Here is a 22,100-nt window from a genome sequence, read left to right as displayed (position 1 = left end):
TAATCGCGGGCCGAAGCTCGATTGCCGGTCAGGTGGTGGCCGGCGCGGGGCCGACATCGCGGCCGCGCCATTTCGAGCGCCAGCGGTATCCCGGCCAGAACGCCCGGGTCAGCGCGGCGTCGATCGCGGCGTCCGAGGTCCGGCTCCAGGCCCAGCGGTAGATCAGTGCGTAGAGCAGCCAGATCACCAGGAAGGTGACGAGGCCGGCGATCACCACGTCGGTGAAGAAATGCCCGCCGAACGCCATCCGCAGCCCGCTGGTGACGGTGCCGAACACGAAGGCCGCCGCGTAGGCGTAAGGCCGCACCGTGGGCGGCGTCAGCGCCGCCGGCGCGAAGGTCCAATAGGCGGTGGCGCCCTCCCCGGAGAAGAACGAGCAGTTCTTCGGGCAGGCGCCGGAATTGTCCCACCACGCCTTGAACTGCCACGGTCCGTTGAATTCGGTCACCGCGGCCGGCCGCGGCCGGCCCCAATGGCTCTTGAAGGTCATGTTGGTGAGGACGCCGGCCGACAGCGTGATGCTGATCAGCAGGAACGCCACGGTGCGGCCCGGCATCACCAGCGGAAGGTCGGGGCGGATCATCTTGTACACCAGCGCGAAAATCGACGGCGCCGCGATCGCCCAGGCGATCCACATCGCCAGATCGCGCACGAACTCCAGATCATCGACCGAGCGCAGCGGGAAGGTCTTGGTGGCGGAATCGTAGAACAGCCCCGCCAGCCACAGATCGAGCTCCGGAAACAGCCCGAACGTCAGTCCGATGCCGGCGAACAGCGCCAGCGCGATGAGAAGTCCGTTGCGGTTCATGGGGCGCGGTTTACCGGAGGCGGTGCGGGTTGGGAAGGCGGCAACGGCGCGCGCGGGCGCGGCGGATCGCGCCAGGCGCCGGCGTTGCGCCCGGCAATCAGCCAATACACCATGCCGCCGACGATGCCGGCACCGGTCATGATTTCGAGATGGCGGCGGATGATGCCGTCGAAATGCAGCGTCGCGGGGTCGAACGGCACCAGCCCGAGATAGCAGGCGACCCCGACCAGCGCCCCGCCGATCGCATAGGCCAGCGCGCTGCGGATCGAGAACGCCTCGGTGATCAGCACCACCACCAGCGCCGGCAGCAGCGCGAAACCGGATACGAAGATGAAGCCGAAGCCCATCATGATATTCAGCGCATCGGGGTCGATCGGCCCGTCGGCGATCTGGCTGAGCTCCGGAAACAGCAGCATCCCGACCACCACCAGACCGCCGGCGATCGAGGCGAACAGAAAGCCGATCGCGATCACGAACAGGCGGAAAAGCAGCGCCATCAGCGGGTTGCTCCGGAAGATTGCTGCGCCGCCATCCGCGCGCGGGTGTCGGAGTCGAGCTCAGCACGGATCGCACCGATCAGCGGGTGCACCGCGGTCTGCCTGGTGCCGTAGTCGAGATTGAACGCGTAATCGAACTCGGCCGGGTTGAGGCCCTGGGTGTGCTGCAGGATGGTCTCGAGCTTATCGAGCCCCTTGGCGAGCCGCCCTTCCGGCGTGGCTCCGGTCTCGTAGTCGTGCCACAGACCCAGAAGCTCGGCGCGGCGCTTATCGTCGAGCGGCTGCGTCAGAGTTTCGATATCGGCGCGCTCCCGTGCGGCTCTGTCGTCGCCCTCGACTTGTGCGACCGCCGGAACGTCGCCGTGCAGGGCTTCGCCGAGATCGTGGACGATGCAGATCTTCAACAGGCGCGCGACATCGATATCGCCGAGCCCGTCGGCGAGCAGCATCGCCATCAGGCACAGACGCCAGGTGTGCTCGGCGGTGCTCTCGGGCCGGCCGGTCGACGTGTACCCGCTGCGGATCACGCTCTTGAGTCGCTCGGCTTCCCGCAGGAAGGCGAGCACGCCCTGGATCTCGTCGGCGGGCAGCATGGATCAGTCCGTCATTGCCATCGCGCGCAGCGCGTCGCGTTCGCGCACCGAGAGCTTTTCGGTTTCGGATTTGAGCTGGCCGCAGGCGGCCAGAATGTCGCGGCCGCGCGGGGTGCGCACAGGCGACGAGTAGCCGGCGTTGAATATGTATTCCGAGAACTTCTCGATCTGGTCCCAATCCGAGCACTCGTATTTCGAGCCCGGCCAGGGATTGAACGGGATCAGATTGATCTTGGCCGGAATCCCCTTGAGCAGTTGCACCAGCTTGCGTGCATCGTCGATCGTGTCGTTGACGCCCTTCAGCATCACATATTCGAAGGTGATGCGGCGGGCGTTGGATGCGCCCGGATAGTCGCGGCAGGCCTGCAGCAGCTCCTTCAGCGGATATTTCCGGTTCAGTGGCACCAGCTCGTCGCGCAGGTCGTCGCGGACCGCGTGCAACGAGATCGCCAGCATGACGCCGATCTCGTCGCCGGTGCGCTTGATGTTCGGCACCACGCCGGAGGTCGACAACGTGATCCGCCGCCGCGAAATGCCGATGCCCTCGTTGTCGGAGACGATCAGCAGCGCGTCGCGCACCGCGTCGAAATTGTACAAGGGCTCGCCCATCCCCATCATCACGATGTTGGTGATCAGGCGGTTGCCGTTCGGCGTCTCGCGGTCGATCCAGTCATTCAGACGGTCGCGCGCCACCATCACCTGGCCGACGATCTCGCCGGCGGTCAGGTTGCGCACCAGCCGCTGGGTGCCGGTGTGGCAGAACGCGCAGTTCAGGGTGCAGCCGACCTGGCTCGAGACGCACAGCGTGCCGCGATCGGTTTCCGGAATGTAGACGCACTCGACCTCGTGAGCCTTCTGGCCGTCGCCGCCGCTCGGCAGCCGCAGCAGCCATTTGCGGGTGCCGTCGGCAGAAATCTGCTCGGCCACCACTTCGGGCCGGTCGACCGTGAAATGCTCCGCCAGCGTCGCGCGCATCTCTTTGGACACATTGGTCATTTCGGAAAAGTCGCGGGCGCCTCGGACGTACATCCAGTGCCAGAGCTGCTGCGCCCGCATCTTGCGCTGGGGCGGCGCTACGCCGATCTCGCCCAGCCGGTCGCACAATTGCGCCCGCGACAGCCCGATCAGCGACGGCTTGGCCGGCGGCACATAGGTTTCCAGCGGGGTCTTCTCGACCAGGGTCGAGGTGGCAGAAGGCGTCATCGCATCACGTCAGGTTGGTGGCCGGCATTCCGCGCCGGGCATGCAGGGCGGGCGAAAGTCGCCGGTCGCCGTGCATATAGGAACCTGCCGCCCGGTTGTCGCCGGCCGGCGGGTCGTGTCTGGCGGATTGCTTTACCTAACGGAGCGGCCGTCCTCAATAGCGGCGGCCGGTGGAGAGCTCCTTAGCTGCCGCAGGCCTGCGCCACCTTGTCGAGCGCTTGCGACAGGCCCTTCAGCGAGAACACGTCGGTGCTGGCGGTTCCCCTGGAGGACACGCCTTTCACGGTGATCTCGGCGCCTTTGCGCATCGCCTCGACCAGGCGATCCTCCTCGGCGGCGTTCTTGATCCAGATGCCGTCGCCCTGAGAGTACATCGCGAACGAGGCGCTGCCGACGTCGATGGTGGATTCCGAGCCCGGCTTCAGCGGGTAGCCGACCATCACCGAGACCTCGTTCACGACCTTTTCGGCCGGACGGGTGGAGATGAACGCATAGGCCGGATCGCGCGGCCGGTTTGGCGGGTTGGTCTTGGACGACGACGGCTTGGCAAGGGCGAAGCACACTTTCTTGCCCCCGGGCGCAGCCGTATAGGCGCCCCAACTGCCGAACTGGCCGATCAGCGTCGGCTCCGCGCCGCCGGATGCGGCCGCCGGCGTCGCGCCCGCCTTGCCCTTGGCCTCGCGCGCCACCGCAGCGTTGCCCGCCGCAACCAGCAATGAACCCGCCAACGCGGTCATCAGCATTCGCCTCAAGATCATGGGCAAGTCTGGTCCCTCATCATTGTGACTGCAACATGGCTTGCGCGGCTCGCCTGTTCACGCTGCCCGGAATAGCCGGGATGGCCGATTCTGTGAAGGCGTCAAAGCACCCGGCGGGCACCTTCCGGGTGCCGCATGTATCTGCTGTACAATCAGGATTTGGCGCGGGCCGCGCGATGCGCGGTCCATTGCTGATCGCTCCAATGCAGCAGGTCTTCGGCACCGGAACTGCGCAGATGCGCGCCGCCGTCCTGCACCACCATCTCGCCGTTGATGTAGCCGGCGTGATCCGAAATCAGGAAGCTGGCGAGATTGGCAAGCTCGTCGTGATTGCCGACGCGACCGAGCGGCACGCGGGCGGCCGGATCGGCCGCGCGGCCCTCGGGACTGAGCTGCGCGGTTGCGCCCGCGGTCGGAAACGCACCGGGCGCGATCGCCACCAGCCGGATCCGTTTCGGGCCCCACTCCACCGCGAGACTCTTGGTCATCGCCAGTACCGCCGACTTGGCCATCGCCGACGGCACCGTGAAGGCGCGGCCGGTGATCGTCGAGGTCGACAGGATGCTGAGCACCACGCCGGCGCGTCCGCCGTCGATCCAGCGCCGGCCGGCACCGAGCGTGCAGTACATCGCGCCGTGCAGCGTCGGCGCCAGGATCGCGTCGGCGGCGCGCGCCGACAGCCGTTCGGTCTGCGCGATGAAGGTCGCGGCGGCGTTGTTGATCAAGACATCGAGCGGCGCATCACGCCAGATGGCGTCGAGCATGCCTTCCACCGCTTGCGGATCGCGCACGTCGCAAACGATGGCGTCGACTTCGCCGCCATGCGACCGAATTCGCTCTGCGCTGTGCTGCAGCACCTCGGCGCGTCGCCCGCACAGTACCAGCGACGCGCCGAGTTCGGCGAAGCGTGCCGCCATCGCGGCGCCCAATCCGGAACCGCCGCCGGTAATCAGAATTCGTTTGTTCGCGAGCAGACCAGCCTCGAACATCGCACGGCTCCTTGATTGACCGCGTAGCGGAATTCGCGCGGGCGTAGTCCCGCACGCGGCGTCATGCCCGGACCCGATCCGGGCATCCATCATCTTTCGAGAACGGATGGATTGCCGGGTCAAGCCCGGCAATGACAACGCGGCAGAACGCTCGGCCCGAATCCGATTGTCCCTCGCGTGCAAATCCGGCAGAACGGCAGGCAATCACAAACCTCGTACCCGGGTGGATACATGAAGGCCATTCTCTGCCAGCAATATTGCGGTCCCGACGACCTCGTTTACGCCGACGTGCCCGATCCGGTCGCCGGGCCCGGCGAAGCGGTGATCGCGGTCAAGGCGGCGGCGCTGAACTTCTTCGACATCCTGATGATCCAGGGCAAGTACCAGATCAAGCCGCCGTTCCCGTTCTCGCCGTGTGCGGAAGTCGCGGGCGTGATCGAGAGCGTCGGTGAAGGCGTCACTGATCTGAAGGTCGGCGATCGCGTGGTGGCATCGTGCGGTCACAACGGTGCGCGTGAGAAGATCGCGCTGCCGGCGCAACAGATCGTCAAGATTCCCGACAATCTCGATTTCGATCGCGCCGCCGGCATCATCATCATCTACGGCACCGCGCTGCATGCGCTGGAAGACCGCGCCAGCCCGAAGCCGGGCGAGACACTGGCGGTGCTCGGCGCTGCCGGCGGCACCGGCCTCGCCGCCTGCGAACTCGGCAAGCTGATGGGCCTGAAAGTAATCGCCTGCGCCTCCTCGGAGGAGAAGCTCGAATTCGCCAAACAGCACGGCGCCGAGCTGACGCTGAACTACGCGACCGAAGATCTGAAAGAGGGGCTGAAGAAGCTCACGGGCGGCAAGGGCGTCGATATCGTGTTCGATCCGGTCGGCGGCGCTTACGCCGAAGCCGCGCTGCGTTCGATCGCCTGGGAGGGCCGCTTCCTGGTGATCGGCTTTGCGGCCGGCGACATTCCGAAGATGCCGCTCAACCTCGCGCTGCTGAAGGGCTGCGATATCCGCGGCGTGTTCTGGGGGGCGTGGACGCGGATCAATCCGGAGAAGAACCGCGCCAATCTCGAGAAGCTGGTCAAGTGGGCCGCCGAGGGCAAGATCTCCTCGCATGTCGACCGCACCTTCCCGCTGGCACAGACCGCCGACGCGCTGAAAGTGCTCGCCGGCCGGCAGGCTATGGGCAAGGTGATCCTGCATCCGTGAGAATGCTGAATCGCAGCGCGTAACCCACCGTTTCTCGTCGCCGCGCGAAGTGGGTGGGTTACGGCGCAACAGCGCCTAACCCACCCTTGTATCGGCGAGCTACGCGTGATCGCGTTACGCCGGCATCAACTCCGGCCTCGTAGCCGCGGCGGGCTCGCTTGCGGCCGGTTGCGCCCTCGCCAGCACGCCGGGCATCAGCGCCTCGGCGGCGTTGGCGCCGGAGATCACCACCGCTTCGACGCCGGCGCCGATATTGCCGCCGCCGGCGATCACCAGATTGCGCAGCGGCGTTTTCGAGCCTCGAAGCTGTCCCGCGGTCGACATCCCGTAGATCGAACCGAAGCTCGCCCAGTCGTAGCGCGCGTAGGTCACCGGGCTGGCGTCGGTGCGATACACAATGTGCCGCGCCAGGTTCGGGATCACGGTCTCGGCGGCGGCGATCATCCGGTCGCCGAATTCCCGCTTGCGCCGCAGATAGTCGTCCGAACGTCGCCAGACCTTGTAATCGTTGCCGTCGTGGTCGTGCGGAAACCAGCTCCGCGCCTCGGCGTGCGGCACCAGCGCGATCAGCGACAGGATCGCATGGCCCGGCGGCGCGGCGGAGGGATCGAGTTTCGACATCATCGCGATGCCGAGTTTGATCGGAGTCTGCAGATGCGTCGACGGGCCGAGGTCCGACACGCAATCGATCCCGAGATGCACGCTGAAGCACGAATTCGCCGGGGCCGCGTCGGCGACCTGGCTGCGGAACCGCCGCGGCAGCGCATCGGGCGGCACCAGTTCGAGCATCGTGCGCTTGAAGTCGGCATTCGACACCACCGCATGGGCGCGCACCGTCTCGCCGCCAGCGAGTATCACGCCGGCCGCGCGGCCCTGCTCGACCAGGATCTGCCGCACCGCCGTCTTCACCCGCACCTCGCCGCCGCGCGCCTCGATCGCCGCGACCAGTGCGTCGGTCACCATGCTCGATCCGCCTCGCGGATAGTAACCGCCGTGAAAGTAATAGCCGAAGATCGGCACCATCCTGGCGCAGCTCGGCCGCTCGCTGCCGTCGCCGATATAGCCGGACAGCCCGTCGATCACCGCCACCACGGCCGGATCGTCGACATGCGCCGCGACCAGTTCGGCGAACGGACGGTTCATCCATTTGTAGGCGTGCGGGTGCGCGCGCGGAAACGCCAGCAGTTCCTCGATCGTCGCCGGCGGACCGGGAATTCCGCCGCGGCCGGCGGCAGTGGCGAACATGTCGTCGAAGATCGCCTTGATCTCGTCGAACAGCGCCTGAATGCCTGCGGCGCTGCCCGGAAACCGCTCACCGAGCATCCGGACGTAGTCGCGCCAGTCCGGCGCCACGTCGATCACGCCGTGCTCGGTGTGGAAGCTCTGGGTCACCCGCTCCCAGACGATGCGGTCGGCGACGCCGAGCCGCCGCAGCAGCGTAGCGAACGGTCCGCCCGGCTGCACGCCGGAGAAATCGTGCGGGCCGGCGTCGAACCGGTACAGCACCGGCTCGTTCAGGTGATGCGCCTTGCGCAAGTAACTGTGGCAATAGCCGCCGGGAACGACGTGCTGGTCGAACACCTTCACTTTCAGCCCGGCATCGGCCAGCAGTGCCGCGGCGGTGAGGCCGCCGATTCCGGCGCCGATCACCACGACGTCGCAATCCTCTGGCTGGTCGGCAGCAAACGACGGTGCGGGCCAGCGATAGCTCTCCGGCGCATCAGCGAGTCGCTGCATCACGAAACGGATCGCCAGCTTCGGCCCGAAGATCGAGACCAGCGCGCCGACCGTGACGATCGCGCCGATCACTTCCGCCGGTGCGCCCAGATGGCGGCCGGCGGCGATCACCGCGAACAGCACCGCCCACAGCGCCGTGATCGCTGCGTTGATCATAAAGAATTGCGGCGTGCCGGCGTTGTCCGGATGGGCGGCGCGCGAATAGTCTGCGGTCCACGGCCGCCGCGCCGCGAGGCTGAGCACGCTGATGGTCGACAGCCCCGCGAACGACAGCCACAGCGCGTTGGCGACTGCGATCGCCGGTGCGACCAGATGCAGCGCCGCGAGGCCGGCGAACAGCACCAGCCCGCCGGCCTCGAGCACGAACAATTCGCGCCGGTGGCCGCGCCAGGCATTGCCCGCGAGCGACAGACCGAGGCCGAGCCAGATTGCCCAGGCGGGTTGATGGAGCGCCAGCAGGATCCAGAACACCGCAAACGGGACCAGGACCAGCTTCACCGTCAGGAAGGTCTTCATGCTGCCTCCGAGGCCTCCGGTCCGGCGAGCCGTTGCGGCGTTGACGTCGCCCCAGACTGCGGTACCATTCGGTACCAAACCATAGCACATCTGGTACCAATTGGTACCGGAATCTGTGCAGTCTGCGGACCGGCCACTAAGCAATGGACAAAAAACAAGAAAACACCGCCGACCCGCGCCGGGCGGCGATCCTTCAGGCGGCGTTCGAGGTGTTCGTCGAGAAGGGCTTCGATGCGGCGACGACGGCCGAAATCGTGCGCCGCGCCCGGATTTCGAAACGCACGTTGTATGAGTTCTTCGCCAGCAAGCAGGAGATTCTGACCGCGCTGGTGCGCTATGGCGCGGCCAAAATGCAGCCATCGCCCCAGCTTCCGGAGCCGCAGGACAAAGCGCAATTCCTGGCGGTGCTGGAGCAGTTCGGACGGATATTCCTCAGCGAACTGCTGCACGCCGAACGGACCGCGATGTACCGGCTGGCGATCGCTGAGGCGGGGCGCGGCGGCGGTTCGGTCGCCCGCGAGCTCGAGGCCAGCGGCAGGGGGCCGGTGACGCAGGCGGCGACGCGCTTCTTCGAGCACGCCGCGGCGCGCGGCATCATCCGGCGCGACGATATCGCGACGCTGATCAGCGTATTCTTCTCGGTGTTGATCGGCATCGCGCCATTGCAGGCGCTTCTCGGCGAGCCGCCGCTCAGCGCGGAGGCGATTGCGCAGCGGGCAAAGCTGGCCACGCAGGTGATGGCGCGGATGAGCGAGACGGCCTGACGCGCTGGGGCGGCGGCGTTAAGCCTCGTTCCCCAACCCGCGCTGCATCGCGACCCGGGCCGCTTCGCGATGCGGGGGCGTGATGTTGCCCGCCACCATCCTGATCGCGGCCGCCAGGATCGCCGCATCGTCGGTAAAGCCGAGTACCGGCAGGATGTCCGGCGCAAGATCAAACGGCAGGATGAAGTACGCGATCGCGCCGAGCAGCGCGATCTGCACATGTCGAGGGGTCTGCCGGTCAAACGCGCAGTAGTAAGCCGCCAAGATGTCCTCGGCGAACGGCAATCTGGCGGCGACGCCCTTGAGCTTGCGCCAGAACCGGCGGCGCACCTGTTCGGGATCCTGCGCCAGCCTGTCGGCGGGCTCGAACCCTACGCTGTAATCGCTCGTCATCGTCAGCACTCCGGCGAACCGCGGCGGTTCATCATTCGTCAGATCTGGGAATTTGTCGCTCCGCCCGCAAGGTTCTCCGTCATCCGGCGCCGAGCGGCCCTGCGATCGCATCGATGGCTTTCGCCAGTGCGACATCGCGAGCCGTCACGCCGCCGGCGTCGTGAGTCGTCAGCGTCACGTCCACGGTTTTATAGACGTTGCGCCAGTCCGGATGGTGATCGGCCTTCTCGGCGGCGAGCGCGACCCGCGCCATGAAACCGAACGCCTCGCTGAAATCCGCGAACACGAAGCTGCGGCCGATCGCCGCCCGGTCGGTGCATGCGCTCCAACCCGGCAAATCCTGCAATGCGGATCGTAGTTCCCCGGCCGACAACGGTTCCACCATGCGTGCTGTTCCTGCCTTGTCTGTCCTGCGCCTCGGTCCCGCAACCGGCGTCCGCGCCGCCAAGCGCGCTCCGCCGACCATAATGCGGCCAAACCGCTGCGATAGCCATCAGTTTCCCAGCCGTCTCGTCGGCGGAACTACACAGCTTCGATTGGACGGCCAAACCCGATGGGTCCGGATCACGGATGAACAGCGCGCGGCTATTGTCCCGGTCAATGGACGGACCCGATCCGGGGGAGGCCGTGCTGCAACCATCTCCGCGTTCGCCGCGGCGGAGAATGACGCTGATCCTGCTGGCGACGATTCTGGCGCTGATCGGGGCCGTCAGTGCAGGCTATTACTTCGCGATGCGCCCGGTGACCCTGAAAATCGCCGTCGGGCCGCAGACCGGCGACGACTACAAGCTAATCCAGGCGCTCGCCCAGGTGTTCGCGCGCGAGCGCAACACCGTCCGGCTGCGGCCGGTGGTGACCGACGGCCCGGCCGCCAGCGCGGTCGCCTTGAAGTCGGGCACCGTAGATCTCGCGGTGATCCGCGGTGATCTGCCGGTGCCGAAAGTGGCTCAGTCGGTTGCGGTGCTGCACAAGAACGTCGCGGTGCTGTGGGCGCTGGCGAGCGCCGAGCAGAAAGCCAAGCGCAAGTCCGGCAAGAGCAGCGCGATTGCCGGGATCACGGATCTGGCCGGCAAGCGCGTCGGCGTGGTCGGCCGCACCGAGGCCAACGCCGGGCTGCTCGGCGTGATCCTGCAGCAATACGGTGTCGATCCGGCGAAAGTGCAGAGCATTGCGCTGCCGGCCGGCGAGGTCGCCGAAGCGGTCCGCAGCCGCAAGGTCGATGCGCTGCTCGCCGCCGGCCCGCTCAACAGCAAGACGATCGCCGATGCCGTGCTGGCGACCGCGCATACCGGCCGTGAACCTGTGTTCCTGTCGGTCGACTCCGCCGAGGCGCTGGCCGCCAACCATCCGTCCTATGAGGCCACCTCGATTCCGGCCGGTGCGTTTGGCGGTGCTCCGGTGCGCCCGGACAACGAGATCAAGACTGTCAGCTTCTCCCACTACATCGTGGCGCGCGACGGCGCCTCGGACACCACGATCGCGACCTTCACCGAGCAGCTCTTCACCGCGCGGCAGATCGTGATGTCGGAAGTGCCGCTGGCGGCGAAGATCGAAACCCCGGATACCGACAAGGACGCTGTGATCCCGGTGCAGCCGGGCGCCGCCGCCTATGTGGACGGCGAGGAGCGGAGTTTTCTCGATCGCTACAGCGACCTGATCTGGTTCTCGCTGATGGGGCTGTCGCTGATCGGCTCGGCCGGCGCCTGGTTCGCCAGCTATCTGCGCAAGGACGAGCGCACCAGCACGGCGGCGCAGCGCCAGCGGCTGCTCGACATGCTGGCGACGGCGCGGCGGTGCAGCTCCGCCGAGGAGCTCGACACCATGCAGACCGAGGCCGACGCGATCCTGCGCGACACGCTCGACGCCTATGAGAACGGCGCGATCGACAGCGCCGCGCTCACTGCCTTCAGCATCGCGCTGGAGCAGTTCCACAACGCCGTCGCCGATCGCAAGCTGCTGCTGTCCGACGCTTCGCCGTTGCCGCCGGTGCGTGGTGCCCGGCCGCAGGCGGTGTGAGTGTAAGGTTCAACGCACCAGCCGCCGCCAGCCGATCACCACGCCGCTGATCGAGATCACCAGGCCGGCCAGCGACAGCGCGATCACCAGCAGATCCCATGCCGGCCGCCAGGCCAGCAGCACCGGGAAATCGAAACTGTGCAGCGCATTGAACAGCCAGCGATAGCTCCGCGCGCTGGTATCGCTGCGTCCGAGCAGTTCGCCGGTGGCCGGATCGAGGTGAACCCAGGTCGCGGCCGGATCGTTGAACCCGACCCGCAGCACCGGCAGCACGCGCTGGCGATGGTGCTGATACCAATAGACATCGTAGCGATCGAGCCGCTGGCGCAGGACCATCTTGTCATCCGGGAGCAGCCGCGCAGCCGCCGCGACGATCGCCTCCTCGGCCAGCCGCCTGGGTGTGCCGTCTTCCGGATCAGCGAGCGTCTGCCGTCCGTCGCGATGCGCCGCAAGCATCAGCGGTGTGCCGCCGATCCAGACGAAGCGGGCTTCGACGACGTCCGGCATCGCGGTCGCCGGCAGCCTGCCCGCGATCGTCGGGGCATCGTGACCGGCATAGCGTTGCAGCATGTCGCGACTCTCGCCGCGGCGGGCGAAGGCTTCGCCCGGATTCATCGACAGCCAGCCCGAGAACATCCAGGTCAGCACCACCACGCCGCCGATCAGCCCGGTGATGTGGTGCCACGCCATCCAGCCGCGATACGGCGTGATCCGGCCCGATGCGTAGCGCCGCCGCAGGCCGGCGCGCAGCAGGCCGATCCAGATGCCGCTGATCGCCACCAGCATCAGCACGCCCGAAACCCACAGCACCACCTGCCGCCACAGCGGCCCGTCCTGGCGCAGCACCGTGAAGTAGATCCAGTGCGGGATCGCGCCGAGCCAGTTCCAGACCCGCTCGCCCCGCGTGGTGTCGAGCACGATCTCGCCGCCGCGCGACCCGACATAGAGATCGGTCCCGGCAGCATCGCCGAGACCGATCAGATACAGCGGCCTGAACGGATCGTAGCGCGACGTCACGCTCCATTGGTCGCGATCGACCGTCTCGATCAGTCGCGGTGCGGCGGCGGCCGGATGATGCCGCGCGATTCCCAGCGCCTGATCGGCGCTGACCTGATCGATCTTGCGGCCATCGATCGCCGACACAGTGGTGCGCCGGCCGCTCCAGTCGAGCAGCCGGTACACCGGCTCGCTATCCAGCATCACCAGCCGCAGCTCGCGCGGGTAGTGCTGCAAGCCGGCGGCCTGCATCGCCTGGTCGGGTGACAGCGCGACGCTTTGCCAGGCGAGGTCGGGCAACGCCGCCCAGCGCTCCTGTTTGTCGAGATGCGGAAACGCGACGTACATCATCACCACGCCGGAGACGAACCACATCGCGAACAGCAGACACCCGGCGATGCCGAGCCAGCGGTGGCCGAGATACAGCCACCGCTTCGCGCGCCTGACGACGCTTCGCATCGCTCTAGAACTTCACGTTGTAGGACAGTTCCGCGGTGCGCGGCATCCCGAGGATCCACTGCGACGTGCCGCCGGACGTCGCATAGACGGTGTCGAACACGTTGTAGACGCGCAGCGCCAGCGTCTGCCGGGTGTCCGGCTTCCACATCAGGCCGGCATTGACCACGCTGTAGGCCGGCCGCACCAGCGTGTTGGCGTTGTCGGCCCAGGTGTCGCCGACGAGCTGCACGCCGGCGTTGGCCGACCAGCTCGGCGCGAACGCCCAGGTCGCCCAGATGTTGCTGACCACCTGCGGCACGTTGGCCGGAACGTTGCCGGCGTAGTTCACCACCTGTCCGCCGACCACCTGGGTGAAGTCGTCGTATTTGGCCCGCAGCCACGCGACGTTGGCGTCGAGCCGCAGCGTGTCGGTGACCTTGAGGCCAGCCGAGGCTTCGATGCCGCGCGACGATTGCTGGCCGATCTGCAGCGGGTTGGTGTTGGCGGGGTTCTGCGGATCGCGCGCCAGCAGGTTGTTCTTGACGATCTGATACGCCGACAGCGTCCATTCGGCGCGGCCGCCGGCGAGCTGCTGCTTGATGCCGACCTCGACCTGCTTGCCGGTCGACAGCGCGAAGTCGCGGTTCACGCCCGTCATGGTGATCAGGTTGGTGACCGGATCGACCGCGGTCGCATACTGGCCGTACAGCGACAGATCCGGAATCGGATTGTACACCACGCCGACCCGCCAGCTCGGCGCCGAGTAGGTCTTCTCGAAGCTGTTCGCCGGGGTGAGGAAATCGGTGCGCTCGACCGTCGGGTGATCGGAGCGGACGCCGCCGATCACCGCGAGCTGATCGGTCAGGCTGAGACGATTTTCGGCGAACAGGCCGTATTGCGTCGTCTGGGTGTGGAAGCTCGGCCGGGTCGAGCTGACCCACAGGAAGTTGCCCGGATCGAAGCTGTAGGGGTTCACCGACGAATTGCCGGCATAAGGCGAGTTGTTGGTGTGGGTGAAGGTGATGCGGTTGACGTCGAAGCCGGCGACGAACTGGTTGGCGAGGCCGAACAGGTGGCCCTTGAAGGTGGTGTCGAAGCGATTGCCGACCTGCTCCTGGTCGTGGAAGATCTCGATATAGGAGCTGCGGTTGATGTTGCCGGTGGTCGGGCTGTAGGCGTAGCTCTCGACGTCCTTCCAGTGCCGGTGGCTGCTGAGATAATAGGTGACGTTCTTCACCGAGACGCCTTCGGCGACGTCCCACTCGGTCTTGAACTGGGTCCAGTTGTCGCGATAGCGGATGCTGGAGTCGCCGACATTGTAGTTCTTGAAACGCAGCGACTCGTCGATCCGGCCGTTGACCAGCGGCGTGCCGAAATAACGCGACGGGCTGCGGTCGGCGTAGTCTTCGCTCAGCGTGAAGGCGAGATTGTCGGCGGCCTGCACCCGGACCGAGCCCGACACCGCGACGTTCGAGGTGGTGTCGCGATCGACCCAGCCGTCCGACATGTTGCCGATCGCCGCCAGCCTGTAGGTGACGTTCGGGCTGATCGGGCCGCCCGAGTCCACGGCTAGGCGCCGCAGCAGATTGGTGTCCAGCGAGATCTCGGCCTCGTTGCGCACCACGTCGAGCGGCTTCTTGGAGATCACGTTGATGGCGCCGCCGATCGCGCCTTCGCCGTACATCACCGAGGCCGGGCCGCGCAGCACCTCGATGCGCTGTGCCGTCCAGGTGTCGAACGGGAACGTCATGGTGCCCGAGCCGACATACATCCGGGTGCCGTCGTACAGCGACATCACGGTGCCGTTGCCGGTGAAGCCGCGGGTGGCGAAGGACAGGCCGCCATTGCCCGGGGCCGGGCTCGCGGTGAAGCCGGTGGCGTTCTGCGTCACCGCGTCGATCACGTTGTGCTGGCCACGCTCGGCGATGGTCTCGGCGCGAATCACTTCGACGCTGGCCGGTGTCTGCAGCGGCGTCAGACCGAGCCGGCTGCCGGTCGACGACGGCGTGCCGAGGTTGAAGGTGGGGGCAGTCGCCGCCCGGGTTGTGGCGGCTTCAGCCGGTGCGGGAGCGGGCGCCGCGGCGGGACGCGCTGCGGCGCGGCGCTGGCGCGACGATCCGGCATTGGCGGTCGCTCGTGGCTTGGCCGGCCGCGCGGTCTGGCCCTCGACCACGATCGGGTCGAGACCCCGCGGATTGGCCGAGGCGGTTTGAGCCAGGCCGTCGACCGGCCAGAGCAGAGGGACGAGGGCGACAGAGGACAGCAGGCGACGATTGCGCCCGAGAGGCAGAACGGCGGGAGTCATTTTCTTGGCTCGCGGCTAACGTGGCACGTCACCGCGAAACAGGTCTGCCGCAGCCTTCTTGCGGGCTACGGTTCGACACGCACCAGGACACCCCGCCCAATGTGTTCGCGTGTGACCACGACTGACGGCAGGTCTCCTGGCTCGCGGGTCGCCGCCATTCACCGCCTTCCCAGGACCAAAGCCCCAGTGGCGCGTGGCGAATGGCTCGCCGCTTACAGTTGCGGGGGCAGCCGCGGAATAGGGCCCGAAGACCCGCACCGCGTTCCCTATTGATCCCTTTCGGGAACCGTCGCTGAGCACGGTAGAAGACATCGGGCAACGCTGTCAACGAACCGGAAGAAAAAAATCTTATCGATCCGAGGGTTAGCGGCTGCACTATGGAATTACCTGCTCGAGCGACGATGAAGTAACGTTATAACATTACCATTCTGGGTCAAGCCCTCCCGGCTGCTGGTCAGTCAGCCGACGGCCGGTCCTCGACCACGCCCGCATCAAAGACGGTCTGTGCGGCCGCAACCGTCATTGTGATTTCGCGATTTCTGCGTATATTGCGTCGCAACGCGTGCTGGTGCCCGGTCCTGTTCGACCGGGCCTGTTTGTTGCGATTTCAGATTGCGATTGCCCGGCGCGTTTCAGACACAGGCTGGTTGCGGCGCGTCCTTTGGCGCATTCCGCGGTGTGCCTGTATCGCGCTGAATTCAGGCAACGCCCGCAGGACCGACAGAGAGCCATGACACTCCGCAATATTGCCATTATCGCCCACGTTGACCACGGCAAGACCACCCTGGTCGACAAGCTGCTGCAGCAGTCCGGTACCTATCGCGACAACCAGCGCCAGGTCGAACGGGCGATGGATTCGAACGATCTCGAACGCGAGCGCGGCATTACCATTCTGGCGAAGTGTACCTCGGTGGTCTGGGGCGACACCCACATCAACATCGTCGACACGCCCGGACACGCCGACTTCGGCGGCGAAGTCGAGCGCATCCTGTCGATGGTCGACGGCGTGATCGTGCTGGTCGACGCCGCCGAAGGCCCGATGCCGCAGACCAAATTCGTGGTCGGCAAGGCGCTGAAGCTCGGTCTCAAGCCGATCGTCGCGATCAACAAGGTCGACCGCTCCGACGCCCGCGTCACCGAAGTGGTCAACGAGGTGTTCGACCTGTTCGCCGCGCTCGACGCCACCGACGAACAGCTCGACTTCCCGATCCTGTACGGCTCCGGCAAGAACGGCTGGATGTCCGATAAGCCGGACGGCGACCACTCGGAAGGCATGAAGCCGCTGTTCGAGCTGGTGCTCAAGCATGTCCACGCCCCGGTGGTCGAGGAAGGCCCGTTCCGCCTGCTCGGCACCATCCTGGAAGCCAACCCCTATCTCGGCCGCATCATCACCGGCCGCATCGCGTCGGGCTCGGTGAAGCCGAACCAGGCCGTCAAGGTGCTGTCGCGCGACGGCAAGCTGGTCGAGCAGGGCCGCATCAGCAAGATCCTGGCGTTTCGCGGCCTCGAGCGCGTGCCGCTCGACATCGCCGAAGCCGGCGACATCGTCGCCATCGCCGGCCTGACCAAGGGTACCGTCGCCGACACCTTCTGCGACCCGGCGGTCGATACCCCGATCCAGGCCCAGGCGATCGATCCGCCGACCGTGTCGATGTCGTTCATCGTCAACAACTCGCCGCTCGCCGGCACCGAAGGCGACAAGGTGACCAGCCGCCTGATCCGCGACCGCCTGCTCCGCGAGGCCGAGGGCAACGTCGCGCTGCGCGTCGTCGAATCCGCCGACAAGGACGCGATGGAAGTGTCGGGCCGCGGCGAATTGCAGCTCGCGATCCTGATCGAGAACATGCGCCGTGAAGGCTTCGAACTCAGCGTGTCGCGTCCGCGCGTGGTGCTGACCCGCGACGAGAACGGCCAGCTCCTCGAGCCGGTCGAGGAAGTCGTCATCGACGTCGACGAGGAGTTCTCCGGCGTCGTCGTGCAGAAGATGAGCGAGCGCAAGGCCGAGATGATCGAGATGCGGCCCTCGGGCGGCAATCGTCTGCGCCTGGTGTTCTACGCGCCGACCCGCGGCCTGATCGGTTACCAGGGCGAACTGATGACCGATACCAAGGGCACCGCGATCATGAACCGGCTGTTCCACGACTACCTGCCGTATCGCGGCGAGATCCAGGGCCGCCGCAACGGTGTGCTGATCTCCAACGATCAGGGCGAGGCGGTCGCCTACGCGATGTTCAAGCTGGAAGATCGCGGCCCGATGATGATCGAGCCGGGCTGGAAGGTCTACAAGGGCATGATCGTCGGCGAGCACACCCGCGACAACGATCTCGAGATCAACGTGCTCAAGGGCAAGCAGCTCACCAACATCCGCACCACCTCGAAGGACGAAGCGGTGCGCCTGACGCCGCCGATCCGGATGACGCTGGAAAAGGCGCTGGCCTATATCGAGGACGACGAGCTGGTCGAGATCACCCCGAAGTCGATCCGGCTGCGCAAGCGCCTGCTCGATCCCAACGAGCGCAAGCGCGCCGAAAAGAGCAAGCAGGCGGTCGCCTGATCGTCTGCCTCATTCTCTGATTTCCGATGCCCGGCCTTCGTGCCGGGCATCGTCGTTTCAGGGGCCCTGACATCGAACCGCCGTCAGACCCGTGGTAGGATCGCGCATGCCGTCATCCAGCTTTCCGTCCTCGGTCGACATCGCGATCATCGGCGCCGGTGCGGCCGGCCTCGGCGCGGCGCGGGCGCTGGAGGGGGCGGGTGTCTCGGTGCTCGTGCTCGAAGCTCGGGACCGGATCGGCGGCCGGGCCTGGACCCGGATGGTGACGCCGGAGATCGCGTTCGACGTCGGCTGCGGCTGGCTGCATTCGGCCGACGAGAATTCCTTCGTCGGCATCGCCGGCCTGCTCGGCATCGGCATCGACAAGACCCATCCGCCGTGGAGCGAGGCGAGCTTCGGCGACGTGTTTCCGAAGCGCGACCGCGTCGCCTTCGGCAAGGCGCTCGATGCGTTCGACGAACGGGTCTGGCGTGCGGCCAAAAGGAAGAGCGACGTCGCTGCCGCCACCTTGCTGGAGCCGGGCAACCGCTGGAATCCGATGATCGATGCGGTGTCGACCTACGTCAACGGCGCCGAGCTCGATCGCATCTCGGTGCACGATCTCGAATCCTATCGCGACACCGGCATCAACTGGCGGGTCCGCGAGGGCTACGGCACGCTGATTGCGGCTTATGGCGGGCCCTGCCCGGTGGTGCTGACCTGCGTGGTCGAGCGGATCGATCACTCCGGCCGCCAGATCAAGCTGGAGACATCGCTCGGAACGCTGGTCGCCGGTCAGGTCATCGTCACGGTGCCGACCAACCTGATCGCAAGCGAGGCGATCCGGTTCGCGCCGGCGTTGCCGGACAAGCTCGACGCCGCGCGAAATCTGCCGCTCGGCGTCGACGACAAGGTGATGCTGAAGCTGTCGGACCCCAACGACTTTCCTGCCGACGGCAACTTACGCGCCGCCACCATGCGGAGCGCAATGGGGACGTATCACCTGCGCCCGTTCGGCCATGATTGTATTGAGGGTTTCTTCGGCGGCCGCTACGCGCGCGAATTGGAAGACGCCGGCGACGGCGCGTTCGCCGCGCAGGCGATCGACGAGATCGCCGATCTGCTCGGCAACAACATCCGCCGCAAGCTGTCGCCGCTGGCGGAGTCGCGTTGGGCTCACGATCCGTTCGCGCGCGGCGCCTATTCGCACGCGCTGCCCGGCCACGCCGGCGCCCGCGCCCTGCTGGCCGCGCCGGTCGACGGCCGTTTGTTCTTCGCCGGAGAAGCGACCTCGCCGCAGTTCTTCTCGACAGCCCACGGCGCGCGTGATTCGGGCGAGCGTGCAGCGCGGCAAGCGATCGATTGTCGCAGCGATGTCGGTTTCGCGGCGAACTAACCGTGATGACACCTGTCGCGCGTGCAGCAATTCGGTGCGAAAACCCGCAGCTCGGACCGGCGTTTGTCCGATTTCGGCACATTCCTGCCGTGGCTGGTGCAGAAAATCCACACGTTAACCGATAATTAACGTTGGAGCTTGAAGCCGGCGCCGCGACTTGCTTTGATCTGCCTATGAGCACGACCCTGATCGAGGTACGAGCGGCAAAGGCAGCGGATGCGTCCGCGGTCGCGGCCACCCATGACGAAGCCTGGCGGTCCGCTTATCAGGGCATCATCCCCGGCGCGGAGCTGGAAAAGCTGATCAACCGCCGCGGCCCGACCTGGTGGGATTCGGCGATCCGCAAGGGCAGCCGAATCAGCGTGCTGTGCTTCGGCGACAAGATCGCCGGCTACGCCAATTACGGTCGTAACCGCGCCCGCAGCCTGCAGTTCGAAGGCGAGATCTACGAATTGTATCTGCGTCCCGAGTTCCAGGGGCTCGGCTTCGGTCGCCGCCTGTTCGCCGCCGCCCGCCGCGATCTGGTGCAGAGCGGCCTGAAAAGCATGGTGATCTGGGCGCTGTCGGACAACGAGCCGGCGACCGAGTTCTATCGGGCTCTGGGCGGCCGGATGGTGGCGCGCTCGTCGGAGCGGTTCGGGCCGAAGTCGCTCGACAAGGTTGCGTTTGCCTGGAGCAACTGAGCCTTTTTTGCGCTGGCGAACACCGCGAGCGCAGGCTATTCGGGTAGTTCCTGAAATCAACTCACTCTGGAGCTCTTGATGCGCATCGACGCAATCCCCGTCGGCGTAAACCCTCCCTATGACGTCAACGTCATCATCGAGGTGCCGGTCGGCGGTGAGCCGATCAAGTACGAAATGGACAAGGCCGCCGGTACTTTGGTGGTGGATCGGTTCCTCTATACCTCGATGCACTATCCGGGGAATTACGGCTTCATCCCCCACACCCTGTCGGACGACGGCGACCCCTGCGACGTGCTGGTCGCCAACACCCGCGGCATCGTGCCGGGCGCGGTGATGAGCGTTCGCCCGGTCGGCGTGCTGTATATGAGCGACGAAGCCGGTCACGACGAGAAGATCATCGCAGTACCGTCGTCGAAGCTGACCCAGCGCTACGACCGCATCAAGACCTACTCGGATCTGCCGGAGATCACGCTGGCGCAGTTCCAGCACTTCTTCGAGCATTACAAGGACCTCGAGCCCGGCAAGTGGGTCAAGGTGCTGCGTTGGGGCGGCGCCGAAGAGGCCCACAAGCTGATCCTCGAGGGCCTGGATCGGGCCAAGCAGGCCAAGGGCTGAGCGGCCGGGAGAAGCGCCGGCGAACAGGAGTTCCGATGCGCCGGCTGCTTCGATGGATTCGTAACCTGGTCGCGATCGCTGTCCTGGCGGTCGCGGCTCTGGCCGGGGTGCTGGCCTACAACACCTTGCGGCACGGCTCGCGGCAGATCGACGTCGCCGCGGTGCCGCCGATCGCGATCGACGAGCAGGGTGCCGCGCAGCGGCTGTCGCAGTCGATCCGCTTTCCGACCATCTCCAATTTCCTCAATCCCGAGCAGGGCGCCGACGCGCTGCGGGACTTGCGCGCGCATATCGAATCCAGCTTCCCGGCGTTCCATGCCGCGGCGAAGCGCGAAATCGTCGGCGGCCACAGCCTGCTCTACACTTGGGAAGGCAGCGATCCGCAGGCCAAGCCGATCGGGCTATTGGCGCATCAGGACGTCGTGCCGATCGCGCCCAAGACGGAAGCCGACTGGCAGCAGCCGCCGTTCAGCGGCGCGATCGAAGGCGGCTACGTCTGGGGCCGCGGCTCGTGGGACGACAAGGGCAACCTCTACGCCATGCTGGAGGCCGCCGAGCTGATGGCCAAGCAGGGCTTCCGGCCGAAACGCACGATCTATTTCGCGTTCGGTCATGACGAGGAGGTCTCCGGCCTGCGCGGCGCCGCCAAGATCGCCGAGCTGCTCGCCTCGCGCAACGTGCGGCTGGATTTCGTGCTCGACGAGGGGCTGTTGATCACCGACGGGGTGCTGAAGGGGCTCGACAAGCCGGCAGCGCTGATCGGCGTCTCCGAGAAGGGCTACGCCACGCTGGTGCTGACGGCCCGCGGCACCCCGGGGCATTCGTCGATGCCGCCGCGCGACACCGCGATCGGGATGCTGGCGGCGGCGCTGACGCATCTGGAAGACAACCGGCTGCCGATGCGGATCCGCGGCTCGGTGGCCGAGATGTTCGACACCCTGGCGCCCGAGATGAGCGGCTTCAGCCGGGTCGCGCTGTCCAACCTGTGGCTGTTCCGGCCGCTGCTGCTGCGCGAATTCGCCAAGAGCGGCACCACCGCCGCGATGGTGCAGACGACGACGGCGCTGACCGTGTTCAACGCCGGCGACAAGGACAACGTGCTGCCCGGCGTCGCCGAGGCCAGCGTCAATTTCCGCCTGCTGCCGGGCGACACCCAGGCCAGCGTCACCGATCACGTCCGCAGCGTGGTCGCCAACGACAAGATCGCGATCCAGGGGTTCGACGGCAATTTCGATCCGCCGCCGGTGACCGGCACCAAGAGCGCGTCCTATCTGGCGCTGAATCGCACCATTCGCGAGGTGTTTCCGGACGTCATTGTCGCTCCCGGCCTGATGATCGCCGCGACCGACTCAAGGCACTACGCGCAGGTCGCCGACAACATCTTCCGGTTCTCGCCGGTCCGCGCCACGCCCGAAGACCTCAAGCGTTTCCACGGCACCAACGAGCGCATCAGCATCAAGAACTACGCCGACATGATCCGGTTCTACGTGCGGCTGATGCAGAGCACGGCGGGTTAGTGCGCGGTCGCGCGCCCTGGATCAGGCGCACCGCATGGCAGCACCAATAACTGTCGTCACCCGCGAAGGCGGGTGACCCAGTACGCCGAGACGTCTCGAAAACCATCTGCGCGCGGAATACTGGTTCGCCCGGTCAA

19 protein-coding genes and 1 riboswitch are annotated in these 22,100 nt (G+C 66.5%); of the genes, 8 read left to right on the top strand and 11 right to left on the bottom strand.

What is annotated here, in order from left to right:
* Positions 1-28 precede the first annotated feature (28 nt).
* The 6 genes from FLL57_RS21665 to FLL57_RS21640 form a co-directional block, all read right to left on the bottom strand.
* Positions 29-808, bottom strand: coding sequence for a phosphatase PAP2 family protein (locus FLL57_RS21665; RefSeq protein WP_013500076.1), 780 nt, complete (start codon positions 806-808; stop codon positions 29-31).
* Positions 805-1,305, bottom strand: coding sequence for a hypothetical protein (locus FLL57_RS21660; RefSeq protein ID WP_013500077.1), 501 nt, complete (start codon positions 1,303-1,305; stop codon positions 805-807). The genes FLL57_RS21665 and FLL57_RS21660 overlap by 4 nt, the downstream gene beginning before the upstream one ends.
* Positions 1,305-1,898: an HD domain-containing protein gene (locus FLL57_RS21655; protein WP_142883980.1), complete on the bottom strand. Its 594-nt coding sequence runs from the start codon at positions 1,896-1,898 to the stop codon at positions 1,305-1,307. The genes FLL57_RS21660 and FLL57_RS21655 overlap by 1 nt, the downstream gene beginning before the upstream one ends.
* 3 nt (positions 1,899-1,901) lie before the next feature.
* Entirely contained in the window at positions 1,902-3,101 is a 1,200-nt protein-coding gene (gene rlmN, locus FLL57_RS21650; RefSeq protein WP_047308009.1) for a 23S rRNA (adenine(2503)-C(2))-methyltransferase RlmN, read from the bottom strand.
* Between the two features lie 182 nt (positions 3,102-3,283).
* Complete coding sequence (locus FLL57_RS21645; protein WP_041806933.1) at positions 3,284-3,859, bottom strand: invasion associated locus B family protein; 576 nt, start codon at positions 3,857-3,859, stop codon at positions 3,284-3,286.
* 152 nt (positions 3,860-4,011) lie between these two features.
* Positions 4,012-4,848 carry an SDR family oxidoreductase gene (locus tag FLL57_RS21640; protein ID WP_142883979.1) on the bottom strand — a complete coding sequence of 279 codons (837 nt, stop codon included), beginning with the start codon at positions 4,846-4,848 and terminating at the stop codon, positions 4,012-4,014.
* Positions 4,849-5,079: 231 nt separating this feature from the next.
* On the opposite strand from FLL57_RS21640, the gene FLL57_RS21635 reads away from it, so the two are divergent.
* Positions 5,080-6,054: an NADPH:quinone oxidoreductase family protein gene (locus tag FLL57_RS21635; protein WP_047308006.1), complete on the top strand. Its 975-nt coding sequence runs from the start codon at positions 5,080-5,082 to the stop codon at positions 6,052-6,054.
* Positions 6,055-6,168: 114 nt separating this feature from the next.
* On the opposite strand, the gene FLL57_RS21630 is transcribed toward FLL57_RS21635, so the two are convergent.
* Positions 6,169-8,307, bottom strand: coding sequence for a phytoene desaturase family protein (locus FLL57_RS21630; RefSeq protein WP_142883978.1), 2,139 nt, complete (start codon positions 8,305-8,307; stop codon positions 6,169-6,171).
* A gap of 143 nt (positions 8,308-8,450) precedes the next feature.
* Here FLL57_RS21630 and FLL57_RS21625 point away from each other — a divergent pair, with 143 nt between their 5' ends.
* Positions 8,451-9,071: a TetR/AcrR family transcriptional regulator gene (locus FLL57_RS21625; RefSeq protein WP_013500084.1), complete on the top strand. Its 621-nt coding sequence runs from the start codon at positions 8,451-8,453 to the stop codon at positions 9,069-9,071.
* Positions 9,072-9,089: 18 nt separating this feature from the next.
* On the opposite strand, the gene FLL57_RS21620 is transcribed toward FLL57_RS21625, so the two are convergent.
* A complete protein-coding gene (locus tag FLL57_RS21620; RefSeq protein ID WP_142884265.1) occupies positions 9,090-9,464 on the bottom strand; it encodes a YkvA family protein in 375 nt (124 codons plus the stop codon).
* Positions 9,465-9,543: 79 nt separating this feature from the next.
* Positions 9,544-9,846: a 4a-hydroxytetrahydrobiopterin dehydratase gene (locus tag FLL57_RS21615; RefSeq protein ID WP_185966229.1), complete on the bottom strand. Its 303-nt coding sequence runs from the start codon at positions 9,844-9,846 to the stop codon at positions 9,544-9,546.
* 188 nt (positions 9,847-10,034) lie between these two features.
* Between FLL57_RS21615 and FLL57_RS21610 the strand changes: the two genes are divergently transcribed.
* Positions 10,035-11,480 (top strand): TAXI family TRAP transporter solute-binding subunit, encoded by a 1,446-nt coding sequence (locus tag FLL57_RS21610; protein ID WP_142883977.1) that lies wholly within the window; start codon positions 10,035-10,037, stop codon positions 11,478-11,480.
* 9 nt (positions 11,481-11,489) lie between these two features.
* Here the strand turns inward: FLL57_RS21610 and FLL57_RS21605 are convergent, their stop codons facing one another.
* Entirely contained in the window at positions 11,490-12,935 is a 1,446-nt protein-coding gene (locus tag FLL57_RS21605) for a PepSY domain-containing protein (protein ID WP_142883976.1), read from the bottom strand.
* 4 nt (positions 12,936-12,939) lie between these two features.
* A complete protein-coding gene (locus FLL57_RS21600; RefSeq protein WP_142883975.1) occupies positions 12,940-15,219 on the bottom strand; it encodes a TonB-dependent receptor in 2,280 nt (759 codons plus the stop codon).
* A gap of 109 nt (positions 15,220-15,328) precedes the next feature.
* A riboswitch (cobalamin riboswitch) is annotated at positions 15,329-15,525 on the bottom strand.
* Positions 15,526-15,949: 424 nt separating this feature from the next.
* Here FLL57_RS21600 and typA point away from each other — a divergent pair.
* The 5 genes from typA (at position 15,950) to FLL57_RS21575 (ending at position 21,963) form a co-directional block, all read left to right on the top strand.
* On the top strand, positions 15,950-17,773 hold the full coding sequence (gene typA / locus FLL57_RS21595) for a translational GTPase TypA (protein ID WP_013500090.1): 1,824 nt from the start codon (positions 15,950-15,952) through the stop codon (positions 17,771-17,773).
* Between the two features lie 106 nt (positions 17,774-17,879).
* Positions 17,880-19,148, top strand: a complete 1,269-nt coding sequence (locus FLL57_RS21590; RefSeq protein ID WP_142883974.1) for a flavin monoamine oxidase family protein — start codon at positions 17,880-17,882, stop codon at positions 19,146-19,148.
* 173 nt (positions 19,149-19,321) lie between these two features.
* Positions 19,322-19,831 (top strand): GNAT family N-acetyltransferase, encoded by a 510-nt coding sequence (locus tag FLL57_RS21585; RefSeq protein WP_013500092.1) that lies wholly within the window; start codon positions 19,322-19,324, stop codon positions 19,829-19,831.
* 78 nt (positions 19,832-19,909) lie between these two features.
* Positions 19,910-20,446 carry an inorganic diphosphatase gene (gene ppa, locus FLL57_RS21580; RefSeq protein ID WP_013500093.1) on the top strand — a complete coding sequence of 179 codons (537 nt, stop codon included), beginning with the start codon at positions 19,910-19,912 and terminating at the stop codon, positions 20,444-20,446.
* The gene (locus FLL57_RS21575) at positions 20,443-21,963 is read left to right on the top strand and encodes a M20 family peptidase (RefSeq protein ID WP_283811145.1); all 1,521 of its coding nucleotides are present in this window, start codon (positions 20,443-20,445) and stop codon (positions 21,961-21,963) included. The genes ppa and FLL57_RS21575 overlap by 4 nt, the downstream gene beginning before the upstream one ends.
* Positions 21,964-22,100: the final 137 nt, after the last annotated feature.

Source organism: Rhodopseudomonas palustris (genome assembly GCF_007005445.1).
Classification (GTDB): Bacteria; Pseudomonadota; Alphaproteobacteria; order Rhizobiales; family Xanthobacteraceae; genus Rhodopseudomonas; species Rhodopseudomonas palustris_G.
This window is presented reverse-complemented; position numbering and strand designations above follow the sequence as displayed.